Annotated in this window: 16 protein-coding genes and 2 tRNA genes; 12 read left to right on the forward strand and 6 right to left on the reverse strand. The window is 64.9% G+C overall.

Annotated elements, in window-relative coordinates:
- The first annotated feature begins 58 nt into the window (after positions 1 to 58).
- Positions 59 to 631, forward strand: a complete 573-nt coding sequence (locus tag V6E02_RS01865) for an RT0821/Lpp0805 family surface protein (protein ID WP_347306577.1) — start codon at positions 59 to 61, stop codon at positions 629 to 631.
- 166 nt (positions 632 to 797) lie between these two features.
- Here the strand turns inward: V6E02_RS01865 and V6E02_RS01870 are convergent, their stop codons facing one another.
- Positions 798 to 1664 carry a GGDEF domain-containing protein gene (locus V6E02_RS01870; RefSeq protein WP_347306579.1) on the reverse strand — a complete coding sequence of 289 codons (867 nt, stop codon included), beginning with the start codon at positions 1662 to 1664 and terminating at the stop codon, positions 798 to 800.
- A gap of 92 nt (positions 1665 to 1756) precedes the next feature.
- Between V6E02_RS01870 and V6E02_RS01875 the strand changes: the two genes are divergently transcribed.
- On the forward strand, positions 1757 to 3379 hold the full coding sequence (locus V6E02_RS01875) for a nitroreductase family protein (protein WP_347306581.1): 1623 nt from the start codon (positions 1757 to 1759) through the stop codon (positions 3377 to 3379).
- A 22-nt stretch (positions 3380 to 3401) separates the two neighbouring features.
- A complete protein-coding gene (msrB, locus tag V6E02_RS01880; protein WP_347306583.1) occupies positions 3402 to 3800 on the forward strand; it encodes a peptide-methionine (R)-S-oxide reductase MsrB in 399 nt (132 codons plus the stop codon).
- Here the strand turns inward: msrB and V6E02_RS01885 are convergent.
- Positions 3763 to 4566 carry a M90 family metallopeptidase gene (locus V6E02_RS01885; RefSeq protein WP_347306585.1) on the reverse strand — a complete coding sequence of 268 codons (804 nt, stop codon included), beginning with the start codon at positions 4564 to 4566 and terminating at the stop codon, positions 3763 to 3765. The genes msrB and V6E02_RS01885 overlap by 38 nt on opposite strands.
- 49 nt (positions 4567 to 4615) lie before the next feature.
- Positions 4616 to 5122: a DUF1993 domain-containing protein gene (locus V6E02_RS01890; protein WP_347306587.1), complete on the reverse strand. Its 507-nt coding sequence runs from the start codon at positions 5120 to 5122 to the stop codon at positions 4616 to 4618.
- A gap of 270 nt (positions 5123 to 5392) precedes the next feature.
- On the opposite strand from V6E02_RS01890, the gene V6E02_RS01895 reads away from it, so the two are divergent.
- From V6E02_RS01895 to V6E02_RS01930, 8 genes are all read left to right on the forward strand, one after another.
- Positions 5393 to 6556, forward strand: a complete 1164-nt coding sequence (locus V6E02_RS01895; protein ID WP_347306589.1) for a hypothetical protein — start codon at positions 5393 to 5395, stop codon at positions 6554 to 6556.
- A gap of 85 nt (positions 6557 to 6641) precedes the next feature.
- A complete protein-coding gene (locus tag V6E02_RS01900) occupies positions 6642 to 7142 on the forward strand; it encodes a hypothetical protein (protein ID WP_347306591.1) in 501 nt (166 codons plus the stop codon).
- A gap of 9 nt (positions 7143 to 7151) precedes the next feature.
- Positions 7152 to 7493 carry a DUF2934 domain-containing protein gene (locus V6E02_RS01905; RefSeq protein ID WP_347306593.1) on the forward strand — a complete coding sequence of 114 codons (342 nt, stop codon included), beginning with the start codon at positions 7152 to 7154 and terminating at the stop codon, positions 7491 to 7493.
- A gap of 89 nt (positions 7494 to 7582) precedes the next feature.
- A complete protein-coding gene (locus tag V6E02_RS01910) occupies positions 7583 to 8587 on the forward strand; it encodes a ribose-phosphate diphosphokinase (protein WP_347306595.1) in 1005 nt (334 codons plus the stop codon).
- 310 nt (positions 8588 to 8897) lie between these two features.
- Entirely contained in the window at positions 8898 to 9422 is a 525-nt protein-coding gene (locus V6E02_RS01915) for a glutathione peroxidase (protein ID WP_347306597.1), read from the forward strand.
- Between the two features lie 218 nt (positions 9423 to 9640).
- Positions 9641 to 9991 (forward strand): hypothetical protein, encoded by a 351-nt coding sequence (locus V6E02_RS01920; RefSeq protein WP_347306599.1) that lies wholly within the window; start codon positions 9641 to 9643, stop codon positions 9989 to 9991.
- Positions 9992 to 10096: 105 nt separating this feature from the next.
- Positions 10097 to 11758 carry a thiamine pyrophosphate-binding protein gene (locus V6E02_RS01925; protein ID WP_347306601.1) on the forward strand — a complete coding sequence of 554 codons (1662 nt, stop codon included), beginning with the start codon at positions 10097 to 10099 and terminating at the stop codon, positions 11756 to 11758.
- Positions 11759 to 11763: 5 nt separating this feature from the next.
- Positions 11764 to 13572, forward strand: coding sequence for a hypothetical protein (locus tag V6E02_RS01930; protein WP_347306603.1), 1809 nt, complete (start codon positions 11764 to 11766; stop codon positions 13570 to 13572).
- 10 nt (positions 13573 to 13582) lie between these two features.
- On the opposite strand, the gene V6E02_RS01935 is transcribed toward V6E02_RS01930, so the two are convergent.
- Positions 13583 to 14314, reverse strand: coding sequence for a hypothetical protein (locus tag V6E02_RS01935; protein ID WP_347306605.1), 732 nt, complete (start codon positions 14312 to 14314; stop codon positions 13583 to 13585).
- A 119-nt stretch (positions 14315 to 14433) separates the two neighbouring features.
- Here V6E02_RS01935 and V6E02_RS01940 point away from each other — a divergent pair, with 119 nt between their 5' ends.
- Entirely contained in the window at positions 14434 to 14676 is a 243-nt protein-coding gene (locus V6E02_RS01940; protein ID WP_347306607.1) for a hypothetical protein, read from the forward strand.
- A gap of 74 nt (positions 14677 to 14750) precedes the next feature.
- On the opposite strand, the gene V6E02_RS01945 is transcribed toward V6E02_RS01940, so the two are convergent.
- Both V6E02_RS01945 and V6E02_RS01950 read right to left on the reverse strand, forming a co-directional pair.
- Positions 14751 to 14826, reverse strand: a tRNA-Glu gene (locus V6E02_RS01945).
- Between the two features lie 222 nt (positions 14827 to 15048).
- Positions 15049 to 15124 (reverse strand) — tRNA-Ala (locus tag V6E02_RS01950).
- Between the last annotated feature and the right edge of the window lie 18 nt (positions 15125 to 15142).

The following is a 15142-nucleotide window of genomic DNA, read 5'->3' on the forward strand; positions in this document are numbered from 1 at the left end:
CGCCATGGTGCCCGCCAGGTAGAATAGGCGCGTCGCTCCAATGACAGAAGGATAGCCGATGCCGACCCGCCTGCGTACCGTTCTGCTGCTTTTGGTCATGATGCTCGCCCTCCTGCCGCCGGCCGGCTGGGCCGATCCCCCCGCCCATGCCCCCGCCCATGGTTGGCGCAAGAAGCATGATCCCTATTACCTGGGCTATGCGGGCAAGAAGTGGCCGCACGACTATGGTGTGCTGGTCGGCCGCTGCGACTACGCGGCGGTGGGCGCCGTACTGGGTGGCGCGGTGGGCGGGGCCATTGGTAGCCAAGTCGGCCAGGGCCAAGGGCGGACGGTGGCCATCATCGTCGGCACGGTGGTGGGGGCCGTCCTCGGCGCCCAAATCGGGCGCGACCTGGACGAGGCGGACCGCGCTTGCATCGGTCACACACTAGAACTTGCGCCGCCTGGCCAGCGGGTGGTCTGGGTCAATCCCAATACCGGCATCGAGTACGTGGTCGTTCCCACCCGCAATTTCCAGCTCGACGATCGCGACTGCCGCGAGTTCGCCATGGAGCGCATCCGCGATGGACGGCGCGTGATGAGCAAAGGGCAAGCCTGCCGGGACGCTACGGGGAGTTGGCAGCCGAGCTAGACCGCGCGTCGCTACCTGCTTCATCACAAAGCCCTTGGATCTCGCAAGCCGACTGGCGCGGGCCAGCTGGAGCATCGATCGCGGCACAAGCCCTTCCCACAAGAGCCTTCTCCCGAGGCAGCCGGTCGTGGCACGCGCTCGAGGGGATGCGCATGGCCGCCTGCCCCTATGCTAGCTCCCGGTGGGCGGCGTAGGCGATACGATCCTTGCCGCCCTGCTTGGCCTGGTACATGAGCCGGTCGGCCAGTTCGATGAGCGCATCCACGTCGCGCGCAGGCGTATCGCACGCCGCGACCCCAATGCTGAACGTGACATCCCAGCCATGGGCCCGCATGGCGGCGTCGAGCGCCTTGTGCAGAGCCTGGGCCACGCCCAGCGCCGCTTCGCCGCCCGTCTGAGGCAGCAGCACGGCATATTCGTCCCCACCCAGGCGGGCGGGCAGGTCGGTGCTGCGCACGTTGCGGCCGATTTCCTGCGCCACGGTCTTCAAAAGCGCATCCCCGGCGCTGTGGCCCAGGCGATCGTTGATCTGCTTGAAATTATCGCAGTCGAGGTAGATGACGGCGAGCGATCCGCCATAGCGCCGCTGCCGTTCCAGCTCCCAGCCCACCACATCGTAGAAGGCGTATCGGTTGGGCAGCCCGGTGAGGAAATCCGTGCGGGACAGGGCGCACTCCTGATCGTAGAGACGGCGCATCAGCTTCGCGATCGCGAGCGCCACCAACAGATATACAGCCGTGCGCAGCAGGGCGCTCAGCATCAGCAGGCTGACGCCGGCATAAGGTTGGCCGAAGGCAAGGCCGCTTAAAACGGCCACCATCCCCGCTGCCACGGCGAAACCCGCCGCCCAGGCCGCGCCTGCATTCCAGGCCACCAGCACGATGGGCAAAAGAAACAGCGCATGGGCATTGAGGGCGGGCGGCGCAACGACATCCAGCACGGCGATCAGGGCGAATAGGAGCAGGCCCAAAGCCACGGCCACGGGCTTCTTTAGCCGGGTCAAACCGAACACGAGTTCACGGGCGCGCTTCAACGATATGCCCTCCTTGCCATCTTGCCATGCTACCGCTGCCCACTGCCCTTGACATCAGGGCGTGGTAAGGTGGCGTTTCGTTGCAGCATGCCATGACTTCCAACCTCGACATCGTGCTCGGCTACCACGCGCGTAGCAAACACCATCTCCAGCGCTATGCCGCTGGACCGCGCGGACTCGACTGGGCCACCCAGCCCGATCCCTTCCGCCACTTCATCGGCGCGCCACGCGTCGAGCTGCCGCTGCTCGCCCCCGGGCATCCCGCGACCACCTGGGCCGAGTCGCTTAAAGCGAGTGGGCTATCGCCGCGTCCGCTGGGTGTGGCCAGCGTAGCGGCCCTCCTGGAGCTCGCCCTGGGGCTTGCGGCGTGGAAAGCCTATGCTGGCAGCCGCTGGGCGCTGCGCTGCAATCCCAGCAGCGGCAACCTCCACCCCACCGAAGGCTACCTGGTGATCCAAGACTGCCCGGGCCTCGACGATGGGGTCTACCACTACCTGAGCCGCGATCATGTGCTGGAACGACGCGCCGTCCTTGAGGCGAGCGCCCCTCTGCTGCCGTCGAGCTGTTTGCTAGTGGGATTATCTGCCATCGCCTGGCGTGAGGCCTGGAAGTACGGAGAGCGGGCCTTTCGCTACTGTCAGCACGACGCCGGCCATGCGGCTGCCGCCCTGCGCTTCGCCGCAGCGACCCTGGGTTGGCAGGCACGCCTGCTGGAGGGCGCGGCGGATGCGGACATCGCCGCATTGCTGGGCCTTGACCGGACGCCGGATTTCCAAGACGCGGAAGGCGAACATCCCGACCTCGTCCTGCTGGTGGGACCCGGCCCCCTGCCCGCCGACTGGCCCCTCAAGCCCCTGATCGAGGCCACCCGCGACTGGCGCGGACGGGCGAACCGCCTCTCGCCCCATCACGCCCACGACTGGCCGGTGATCGAGGAAGTGGCCCAGGCCACCCGCAAACCGGCGACCCAAGCGTGGGTTTGGACGCCGCCACTACGCCCCCCGCCCGCCCCCGAAGGGGGTGACGTGCCCGCCGCCCGGCTCATCCGCCAACGACGCAGCGCCCAGGCTTTCGACGGGACCACCGGCGCGTCCCTCGCCGCCTTTCATTCCATGCTGGATCTGACCCTGCCGCGCCCCGACTTTGCACCCTTTGATGCCCTTAGCTGGGCGCCGCGTGTGCATCTGGTCCTGTTCGTGCATCGGGTGGAAGGGCTGGCACCGGGTCTCTACGTACTCCCCCGGCGGCCTGAGGCGGAGGCTGAACTGCGCACCGCCTTCTCGCCCGCATTCGCGTGGCAACGTGCGGAAGATACGCCCGCCCATCTGCCCCTTTACCGGCTGCACGCGGGCGATGCGCGCGCCGCGGCCCGCATCCTTTCCTGCCACCAGGACATCGCCGCCGATGGCGCCTTCGCCGTGGCCATGCTGGCCGAATTCGCTGGACCCCTGAAGGCGGGCCCCTGGATCTATCGTCAGCTCCACTGGGAAGCCGGACTGATTGGTCAGGTGTTGTACCTGGCAGCCGAAGCAGCGGGACTACAGGGCACAGGCATTGGCTGCTTCTTCGACGATGCCACCCACGAACTGCTGGGTCTTGCGGGTACTGCCCTACAGGACCTGTACCACTTCACCGTGGGCGCTGCACTGGAGGACAGCCGCCTACAGACGCTGCCGGCCTACGCCCACTTGCGGCGGCCAGCTGGGCTACCATAGCGCTTCGCGAGGAGGAAAAGCCATGAGTGAGAGAATCAGCAAAACGCCAGAAGAGTGGCGCGCCCAACTCACGCCGGAGCAGTATCGCGTGTGCCGCGAGAAGGGCACCGAGCGGGCCTTCACAGGCGCCTACTGGGACCACCACGAGGCCGGCATTTATCGTTGCGCCTGCTGCGGTGCCCCACTTTTCAGCTCGGCGACCAAGTTCGATTCCGGCACCGGCTGGCCCAGCTACTGGGCGCCCATCTCGGCCGAGCGCATCGCCACCGAGATCGACCACAGTCATGGCATGGTGCGCACGGAGGTCACCTGCAGCCGCTGCGGCGCCCATCTCGGGCATGTGTTCGAAGACGGCCCGCCGCCCACCGGCCTGCGCTACTGCATCAACTCGGTGGCGCTGAAATTCGAGAAGGCACCGTGAGGGCGCGGCGCGCCGCCGGATCCTGGCGATAAAAGCGCGCGAGCTGTTCATACACCGCCGGATAAGTTTGCAAGAGCGCCTCCGGCGTTTCGAAGAATATCTCGCTTAGCACGGCGAAGAACTCCCCCGGACTCTCCGCCGCGTAGGGGTCGATGGGCGTGTGCTCGTCTGCCGCCACGCGGCGGCAGAAATCCTCGTAGGCCGTGCGCCAAGCCTCGCTCCACGCCTGCCTGCTCATGTCGCGGTGCAATGGCGGAAACCCATTGGGCTCGCCGTTTTGCATGTCCAGCTTATGGGCGAATTCGTGGATCACCACGTTGTAGCCTGGGATACCGTGTCCGCCACCGACATCCCGCCAGGAAAGGATCACCGGACCGCCAAGCCACGCCTCGCCGCTCATGGGCTCGCGCACGTGATGCACCAGACCGTGTTCGTCGGTGTACTCGTACTCGGGCACGAACTCGTCCGGATAGACGATGACTTCCACCCAGCCGCGGTAGTAATCCAGATCCAGATTGAGGATGGGAAGGCAAGCCTGGATGGCGATGTTGAGGCGCATGGCCTCGGTGAGCACGAGACCAGCCGCCGCCGTGATGGCCTTTTCGTGCAGGAACAGCGTTACCCACTCCTTGAGTCGTGCCAGTTCCGCCTCGCTCAGGCCGGCAAGGAGCGGCATGTCCCGCACCGCCGCCTGCCAGAGCGCATCCGGCAGGGGATGATGCTTGAGCAGCCTTCGGCGCCGCCAGTTCCGAAAACTCCAGACCATGAATCAGCGTGTGTGATGACGCACGAAGCCCGATGCGCGCCCTTCCTCATCAGGCGGTACCCAGATAATCGCGCTTGCCCAGCGGCACACCGTTGTGGCGCAGGATGTCGTAGGCCGTAGTGACGTGGAAATAGAAATTGGGTAGGGCGCGGTTGAGCAGATAATCGTCGCCCCGATAAGTGACCACGCTCTCGCCGCGACGGATCACCACGTCGCGCTGCTGCGCTCCCTCGAACTGCTCCGGGCGCAAGCTCTCCAACCAGGCGATGGTCTTGCGCACCCTTTGCACCAGATCGGCGAAGCTCTGTTCGTCGTTGCCAAAAGCCGGTCCCTCCACACCCGCAAGACGGGCCGCGGCATTCTTGGCATGATCACAAGCCACCTGCACCTGCTTGGTGAAGTGGAACATGTCGGGAAAGAGGCGAAAGCGCAGCAACGCCTGCGGGTCGATGCCCTGTGCCTCGCAATGGGCCGCGGCCTTGTTTAGGATGACGGCCAGATTGTTCAGCATGCGCACCAGGGGCGGGATGGTCACTTGATAGACGGTGAAGCTCATGGGGTTTCTCCTTCTCGCATGGGGTCCCCTATGATAGGGCAAAGGCAAGCCCGCACCATGCGTAGATCGGCGCGCTGCCGTCGAGACTTCGTTGCGTCAGACGCTGCCTTACTGAGCATGACGAGAAAGCGTCCAAGCGCGTGGCTCATCATCCAGCGCAGCATGTCTCGATAGCGAGCAGCCCATGGTCGCGTGGCAAAGTGGCGCAGTTCTTCACCCTGTGTCGCGGATGGGCTACCATGGGCCGCTTGTCATTGGAGCCATGATGTCATGCAGTCTGGACCCCGCGAGATCATCACCCCTTTCCGTCCCATTCCCCTGGAAGTGCCGGAGGGCATGAAGCCCAACGAGTTCTTCAACAGCACCGAGAACCTCAATGATCTGGTGCACAACAACGGCCTGCTGCGCAACCCAGAGGACCTGCTCCTCTACCGCAAGGCCCTGGGGCACAGCAACGTGTTCGACGCCTCCATCATCTACAACACATCGCAGCGCATCCTCGACCCTCTGGGACGGCCGGTACGCCGTACCCAGGTGCCGGATCCGGTAAAGCACATCTGGAACCGCATGAACCAGATCCTCATCGAGTACATGCTGGAACGCTATCCCGACCCGGCGCGGCATCTGGTGCTGGCGGGCGAAGCCAGCCTGGACGCTACCTGGCCCCTCACCTCGCCCGGCGTGCCTTCCATCCGCATGCTGCACAATCATTTCATCGTGTTCGACAAGCAGGTGCTGGCAGAAGCGCCTCTGGCCGATCCCGAGAATCCCAACCTCACCGATGGCGGGCAACATTCCCTGTTCCAGGCCTATATGCGCGATGTGTACCGGGCTTTTTTCAGCGAGCTGGACTTCCACCTGCTCAAGCCCTGCGAGGACAGCGCCTGTCGCCTCGCCCTGACCGGGTATCCCCAAGGCCTACCCAGCTGGCAGGTGAGCGGCGGTGCCGCGGCGCTGCGCGAAGTGGCGTTCTGGAAGGACTATGACACGCTGCTCAAAGGCTTCCTGGATTTCTATCGCACCTTCTTCGGCCAGGTCTCCACGCGCAATTCGCCGCCTCCGCGCGACCTCTACTTCCCGCAACTGGTGGAAGAGAAGTTGCTGTTCAACAACGACTTCCTGCGCACCGCCAAGATGGTGCGCGACCGCTGCATCCGCGACGCGAAATATGCGAATTCCATCCGCTGGCAGCCGGCCTTCAAACAGCTCATCTATCGCAACGATCAGGGCGATCTGGTCGTCACCATCAGCCAGAACTCCATCGGCAACGCCATCACCGAGCTATTGGGGGTGGTGGTCAAGCGCGTGCCGGACGCGCAAGCCTACGCCCGCTTCGAACCGCATCTGATCGAACAGTTGCTGGACGTGCGCCGCCGCCTGGTGGAAGCCGACCTGGGCGAGCCCATCCCCACCCCCCACTGGGGCACGGACTGAGGCCCAGCAACCCCACCGTCAGCAAGGCTGCTATATTGCCAAGAGGCGGGCCCGTCGACCCGCCACGGCTTGACGAGGAACCATCATGATTCGAAATCCCCTGGACATCTCCACCCTGGTTTCGCCCCGGCTGTCCGCCCTGCTGGAAAAGCTGGTCAACGATCCCAATGCGGATGAGCCGCCTACCCTGGCCACCGCCCGTGACTTTCTCATGGGCCTGCTGCCCCCTTCCTTCACCGAGGCGGAGCGGCTACACCATTTCGACGTAAGCGAGTCGCTGCTCGACGAGCTCAACACGCTGATCGAGGAATATGGGCCGGACGCGCCCGCCGCGGACTTCGTACGCGCTACCGCCAGCGAAGCCTTGTCCCGCGTCATCGAGACGGTCATCAACGACGAGAATCGGGAAAGTCCGCCCACCCTGGAAACTGTGCGTGAGGCCATCGTGGACGGCATCGGCGCGCGCCTGGTGGGGGAAGGCGTGCTGGACGAGGATGAAGACGAGGGCCTGCTGGAGGAAATCGATGGGTTGATCGACGAATACGGGCCCGACGCCCTGGCCGAGAATTTCGTGCGTTACGAATAGGAGGACGCCATGCCGCAAACCCTGAAGGGCCTTGAGCCGCCCCCCGCCGGCGTCACCTGGCGCGGCCTGCCCCTGGAGGTACGCGAGGCGATGATCCGCGAGGCCGCCTATTACCTGGCAAAGCAGCGCGGCTTCGCCCCAGGCCGGGAGCTGGACGACTGGCTCGCCGCGGAGGCAGCCATCGACCGCGATTTCCCCTGCGGACCCGCACCGGACGCACCCATCCAGCAAAGTAGCGTGCTTAGCCCCGGCGTGGACGATGCCCTCAAGCGTATCGTGCGCCAACATCCCGCGAAGGCCATCCCCGAAGTGGAAGGCATTGAGCCGGAACTCGCCCCAAGCCGCGAGTGAGGTCCTGCGCCCTCTCCATGACCGCGAGTGAACCGCTGCTGTTCGCACCCGACGCTCTCGCTGTCCTTCCTGCGCGACAACGCCTCTCCATGACCGCGAGTGAACCGCTGCTGTTCGCACCCCAGGCCGGCCGTGGACTGGGCGAAGCGGTGGCCCAGCAATTGGGCCTCGAGCTCGCACCCCTGGAGGAACGCGCCTTCGAGGACGGCGAGCACAAGAGCCGTCCCCTCACCAGCGTGCGGGGCCGGGACACCTACCTGGTGCAGTCCCTGCACGGAGACGGCGCCGGCAGCGTCAACGATCGGTTGGTGCGCCTGCTGTTTCTGATCCAGAATCTCAAGGATCAGGGCGCGGCGCGGGTGACGGCAGTCCTGCCCTATCTGGCCTACGCGCGCAAAGACCGGCGCACCCAGCCGCGCGATCCGGTGAACACGCGTACCCTGGCGCAGCTATTCGAGGCCGTGGGCACTGACCGCGTGCTGACCCTCGACGTGCACAATCTTGCCGCCTACCAGAATGCTTTCCGCATCCCCGCTGAGCATCTCGAGGCCCGTCCCCTTCTCGCCCGTTATCTCGCACCCCAGCTTGCCGGCGAAGAGGTGGTGGTGGTCTCGCCGGACGTGGGCGGAGCCAAGCGCGCTGAAGCCCTGCGGCAAACCCTCGGCCGGCTGCTGGCGCGCCCGGTAGGCAGCGCCTTCCTGGAAAAATACCGCGCCCACGGTGAAGTATGGGGCGAGGCCGTGGTGGGCGACGTGGCTGGGCGCACCGCCCTGATCGCAGACGATCTGGTGGCAAGCGGCGACACCCTGGCGCGGGCCGCCCGGGCTTGCCGGGCGCACGGTGCGCGGCGCATCCTCGCCGCCGCCACTCATGGGGTGTTCAGCCCCAGCGCTGCCGAAAGCCTAGCCGAGCCCGCCCTGGAACGCCTCATCATCACGGACAGCGTGTGGCCGCCACGATCTCTGCCGCCAGCAGTCGCCACCAAACTCACCGTGCTGGAAATCGCACCTCTGCTGGCCGAAGCCATCCGACGCCTACATGTGGGAGGCTCGCTGGCAGCCCTGCTGGAACCAAGCCCCGCCCGGTATGCCTGATGCGGCCACAGCGCCCTTGCAGCCGAGTTCCACGACGCGAATTTTGGCCAGCACAGCTTTAGCCGCCGCTTCATGCGCAAACGGGCCGGTTGCAGGCCAAGGAGCCGCAGCACGCTTCTTAACCCGCTGCCCTTGGCTTGCACGCCACGCCCTCCAGCGCCGCCCGCGGGCAGCCGTCGCGCTTCTTTCTCTCAGCTAAGATACCGTGCTGGTCCACGCGCCGCATTGGCGATGCTGTCATGCTCAGAAACCGAAAGGGGTAAAAAACATGCTTCAATTGCTGTCCTCGATCATTCTTGTGGGAGCCGTGATGATCTGGCCATTTACCGCCCACGCAACCGATACCCAAGCGGGTAGCGCCTACGATTACAGCTTCACCACCCTCATTGGCAACAAACCCCTGCCGCTGGCGCAGTACAAGGGCAAAGTACTGCTGGTGGTGAACACCGCTTCGCAGTGCGGCTTCACGCCGCAATACAAGGGTCTGGAAGCCCTGTACGAAAAATACCGCGCCCGCGGCCTCGTGGTAATCGGGGTGCCCAGCAACGACTTCGGCAGCCAGGAGCCGGGTAGCAGCGAGCAGATCGCCAACTTTTGCCAGGTGAACTACGGCGTGAGCTTCCCCATGGCGGCGAAGGTCCATGTGAAAGGCGACGAGGCCCATCCCTTCTATCAGTGGGCACGGGAACGCTTCGGCTTGGCGGGCGCACCCAAATGGAACTTCCACAAATATCTGGTGGGTCCCGATGGCAGGCTGGTGGATTATTTCCACTCCACCACCGAGCCAGAATCGCCGCGCCTCATAAAGGCCATCGAAGCAGTCCTGCCGCGCTGATTGGGGATGCCTGAGCGGTGTGTAACAGTGTGGACAGAATCCCGGCCGATGGTGAGGAGAAGACCAAGCCATGACTGAAGCAAACTGCCCCCACCTGGGTAGCGGCTGATAGCCTTATCGCCCCCCTGCCTGGCCTTTTTCCCGCGGCCGCAACGGGGTGAAACCCCACGCATCGCTCAAGGGTCGAAACGTTCCCGGCCAGCGAGGAGGAAACTGCCATGCAAGATGCACGCCCCTACGCCTACGTCCTGGTTTTCATTGGCCTTGCGGCTGCAACCTGGGCCGCGCTCTTGCCCCATTACGATGCGGGCTTTCACCTCTATACCAGCATCCTAGTAGGACTTGCGTTGCCCTTCGTGGCCTATTTCAGCCTCAGCGAGCGCCTGCGGCCAGGCTGGTTGCTGGCCACCGGGCTCGTGATCACGGGCCTCACCCTCGGCTACGTAATCGCGCTGCGGGGCCTGGCGGCGGAACCGGCACGGGCGCTCTCGGCCTATGCCATCCCGCTGGTGGTCGCTGCCGTGCTGCTGCCCCTGGCCTATGGGCTGGGGAAACTTCGGGAGCCGTGAAGCAGTACGCGCTGGGCTTCTTGTGCGGGTTTCCTTGGCGATGGAAGCCCATTATCCTATCGCAGGTGCGGGTTTCCTGCCCTGACTGCTGGCGCTCCTTACCCGATGCAAATACCGGTCGCCGAACTCATTGTCCGTTTCATGGAGCGTCTAGGCATTCGCCGCATCTTCGGCCTGCCGGGCTCCCACATCCTCCCCGTTTACGACGCCCTCCGCACCTTAAGCATCCGCACTGTTCTGGCCAAACACGAGCAGGCGGCGGCCTTCATGGCCATGGGCCATGCGCGCGCCACGGGCGGCATCGGTGCCTGCATCACCACCGCCGGCCCAGGCGCCACCAACCTGGTCACCGCCATCGCCAGTGCCTACGCGGACCGCCTGCCCATCCTCGCCATCACCGGCGAAGCGCCCACCCATATTTTTGGCCGCGGCGGCTTGCAAGAAAGCTCGGGTGAGGGCGGCAGCGTGGACCAGGTGGCTCTGTTCGCCGGCATCACGCGCTATCACCGCCTGGTGGAGCGCACCGACTATCTCGCCAACGTGCTGATCCAGGCAGCCAAGTGCCTGCTTTCAGACACACCCGGCCCGGTGGTGTTGAGCCTGCCCTTCAACGTCCAGAAGGAAAGTGTGGAAGCCACGCTGCTAGACGAGATCGCCTTTTTTCGCGCGGCGCGTGCCTGCCCGGCCACGCCCGAGGACGTGCGCAGAAGCGTGGCTCTGCTCGCCCGGTCGCGTCGGCCTATGATCGTGGCCGGCCATGGCGTGATCCGCGCCCGTGCGTGCGCCACCCTGACGCGACTGGCGCAGCGGTTGCACATCCCAGTGGCCACCAGCCTGAAGGCCAAAGGCGCCATGGATGAACGTTCACCCTGGGCGCTGGGGAGCCTGGGTGTGACCTCGGCAGGGCACGCCCTGCGCTACCTGAAAGAAGAGGCCGACCTGGTGCTGGTGCTGGGTGCTAGCTTCAACGAACGCACCAGCTACGTCTGGGACCGGGGCCTGCTCGCCGGCAAGACCCTCATCCAGGTGGACAATGACACCCAGCAACTGGAGAAGGTATTTCGTGCCGACCTCGCGATCCATGCCGATCTGGCAGCCTATCTCGAGGCGCTGGACCACGCGACGCACCACCTGCCACCACGGGAGACGGTAGACGTCCCGGCCTTTATCGCCGCCAATGAGCGGCGCCTTAATGCCAGCGGCGAGGCCGTGTTCGATGCCCGCTTCGAGCACGTGCGCGCCTTCTTCGTTTGGCTGGAACAAAAGTTTCCGCAAGGGCTGGTGCTATTCGACGACAACATCGTGTTCGCCCAAAGCTTTTACCGAGTCTCCGGAAAGGACCATTTCCACCCCAATACCGGTATTTCCTCGCTGGGGCACGCCATTCCCGCCGCCATCGGCGCCGGTTTCGCGCTCAACAAACCTCTGTTCGCGCTGATCGGCGACGGCGGCTTCCATATGTGCGCCATGGAGCTGATGACCGCCGTGCACTACGGCATTCCCCTCAATGTGGTGCTGTTTAGCAACGGCACCATGGGGCTCATCCGCAAGAACCAGCAACATCTCTACGGCGGGCGCTTCATCGACTGCGACTTTCCCAATCCGGATTTCGCGCTGCTCGCCCGAGCCTTCGGCATCCGCCACTCTAAGCTGGCATCTGCCGACGATCTCGCGCATCTCGACGAGCTGGATTTCCAGGGTGGCATCAACCTCATCGAGATCCCCGTGGCACGCGACGCCTATCCCAACTACGCCTCGCGACGCTAGCGCCCATGCAAGCACCGAAGACTACCGCACTCGCCGCCTGCGTGGCCCGGCATGGAGCAGCCATCCCAGCGCTTACCGACATCGGCCGGCGACTTGCGATCCTGGGGGAGGCATCCACCACCCCGCTGCTTGCCCTCTACGAGTCGGCGCAAGCCTTGCTGGAGCGGGCGATGTGGTCGCGACCTCAGGCATTCGATGTCCTGTGTGCGGATTACGAAGCCCTATTCCGGGAACAGGAACATTTGATCGCGGCCCTAGGCGAGGATCATCGCCACGCCTTCCTCATCGGCATTCCGGTGGCAGACCGCCCCGGCCACCTGCGCGCTTGTCTCGAAAGCATCCTGCAAGTCTGCCGACGCTACGACTACGGCGGCCGGCGCGACGGCCAGTGGCAACGCATCCAAGTGGTGGTGGGGGAAGACAGCCGGGAGCCGGCCCATCGCCACGCACATCGAGAACTGGTGGCAGCCTACCGTGCCCAGGGACTGCGCGTGCATTACCTGGATTTCGACGAGCAATACGCGCTGCTCGAAGCCCTGCCCGCGTCCCTGCGCGCGCGCCTTGCGCGGCTACTCACGGATCAGCCCCTCGAGCGTTTCCATCACAAGGGCCAGGCCGCCAACCGGAACCTCCTCTATCTCAAATTCCGCGAGCTCACCGACAGGCCCGAGCACACGCTCTACGCACTGCTGGACAGCGACCAGTCACTCTACGTCAACCGCAGCACGCCAGACGCACGCGAGACGGTGCATGCGCCACCCTATTTCCACCTTTGGGACCGCATCTTCCGTCAGTCCGACATCTTGCTTCTCAGTGGCAAGATGGTGGGCGACCCGCCCGTGTCGCCAGCGGTGATGGCGGTGAATTTCCTGGATGACGTGATCGCCTTCTTCACGCGCCTTTCCGGCCTCGCCCCGGAGGAAGCCTGCCGCTTCCACGGCGGCGTCCAGGCCCCCGACGCGGCCTACCACGATCTGGCCGGGCTATTCGGCTTCACGCCGCCGGCGCACAGTTTCGATTATTCCTGCCGTCTCGCGGGTCGCCACGACCATCGTGCCTGTCTCACTGACTTCGCGCAGCGCCTCAACCGCTTCTTCCACGGCGAACACCTCACCCGTCGTACCTGGTTCCACTACGGCGATGGTTATGAAATGCTGCGGCCGGCACGCACCGTCTATCCCGGCAATTACGTGGCGCGCCATGCAGGGCTACGTTACGTCATCCCTTTCGGCCACCTGCGCCTGCGCATGTCGGGCCCAACCGCGGGTCGCCTGATCGCCGCCGAGATCGGCGCCCGCTTCGCCACTTGCAACCTGCCCAACCTGCACCAGCGGGGCGGTGGCGAGGACGATTTCCGCCCCGGCGTCGAAGAACACGCAGGTCGTATCGACCTCGCGGATGAATTCGAGCGCCAGTTCTTCGGCGACCTGATGCTGTTCTCGGCAGAGGCGCTGGTGCGAATCGATGACGTGCGCCAACCCTTCGCACCGGAAACGGTGCGCGCAGTCGTGGCAGACACGGAAGCGAAACTGCTGGCCCTCTACGCAGAAAAACACGCCGCCCTTCGCGAACGCCGCCTCGCCCTCAAGGCGCTCGTCTTCGATGCTCGCCACTGGTGGCGGCATGCGCCTGCGCTGGGCGAGGTGCGCCGCTTCCTCGACAATCTGCAACACAACTTCGGCGACAGCGCCCGCGGCTGGCTCGCCATCCAGTCAGCCGAACACCGCGCGCGCCGGGCGAGTCAGATCATCGATGCCCTAGTGCGCTATCGCGCCGAGCGCGACGCCTGGGACAGCCTGTTTGACGTTGCCTGAGACGAGCACGTCAGCCGCCCAGCACCACCCACGCAGCATGGGTGACGAGCACCGTGCGGCAGGCGTCGAAGGCAACCTGTGCTTCATGGAGGAGCGGTGTGGGCAATGCGACCTCGGCGTGGTCGTGGAGCGTGCGCTCGATGCGGCCACTGCGGATGCGCGGTGAGGAATCGCCGGCGCCCGGCTGACCCGTGAGGGAAAAGAGGCGATATTCCTCCCGCAAAGGGCTAGAAAGTTCCAGCCAGAGACCAAGCTGCGCCAGCAACGCCTCCGGTGCAACTTGCCACAAGTCCGCGTCGAAATAGCCGTAGCGGCCCGCCTGTTCCTGGGCAAAGCGCGCCAGCGTAGCCAGGCGCGCCCGATAGTAGGCCGCGGCCTGCTCCGGCTGGGCATAGCACTCGTAGCCCTTACGCCCGGCGAATAGTCGCACGATGCTAGCCAAGGTGGCAGCAGGGCGGCGCAGGCAGATGATGATCTTGAGATCCCGCTCGGCCAGCCGTTCCGGCAGCAGCCGGTATGCGTCGTGCAGGAGCTTATCGAACAGGAAACGGCTGCCTGGCTTGAGCCCTTCCTGGCGGGCCAGCGTCTCCCGCTGGTGGTCCAGGTCGGACGCCGCCTCATAGCTTTGGTGCAGCTCGTAATAGCCATTGATCTCCGGGTGCGAGCCCAGGACGTGCCCAGTCAGGCTGGTAAAGGCACGCATGTGGCTGAGCAGAAAGATGCGCCCGAAACGATCCGACATGGCAGAATTGTCCCTCAAATCCCGGTGCACGGCGGAAAGTCAAGCCAGCGCTGCGAAAGCCACCCGTGCCAGCAATCTAGGCCTTGTTCTCCCCGCGCCCAGCATGTCCGGAGTGAACCATGGATGCCGCGCTTGAAGAAGCCTTGGCCGCCGTCCGCAGGGGCGATTGGCACCACGCCCACCGCATCGCGCAGACCCGCGAAGATGCGCTAGCCTGCTGGCTTCATGCCATCCTGCATAAGATCGAGGGCGATACAGCCAACAGCCGTTACTGGTACGCCCGCGCCGGCCGGCGCTACGAGGATTTCTCCGACCCCGTCGCGGAACTGGAGGCATTCGGACGGGTGCTTGCGCAAACCTGAGAGGAAGCAAACCACCCCGGCTGCTGGGATGACCCCATTCAGCAAAAAAGCCACCGCGAGGTGGCTTTTTTGTTTGGCGTCCCCACGGGGATTCGAACCCCGGTTACCGCCGTGAAAGGGCGATGTCCTAGGCCTCTAGACGATGGGGACTAAACGCTGCGCTTAGTCGGTGCTACTTTCTGGTGAGCTGAGTCGCCGCGATGCCGAACAGCATCAGGGCGAACCCCAGGGGTACCAGGCTGAGCCACGGTCCGGCTTGGGCGTCCTGATCAGTGGCCAGTTCCATGAACCCGACCAACAGACCAACGGCGGTGGCCAGAATGCCGATCCAGACCGAGATGACGCCTAGCCGCTGCACCGTGTCTCGCAATTTGGTGGAGATGAGCGGGATCGAACCGCTGACCTCTTGCATGCCATGCAAGCGCTCTCCCAGCTGAGCTACACCCCCGGAAAGCGCGCCATTATA

Origin of the sequence: Thiobacter sp. AK1 (genome assembly GCF_039822265.1) — a bacterium.
GTDB classification, from domain to species: domain Bacteria; phylum Pseudomonadota; class Gammaproteobacteria; order Burkholderiales; family Thiobacteraceae; genus Thiobacter; species Thiobacter aerophilum.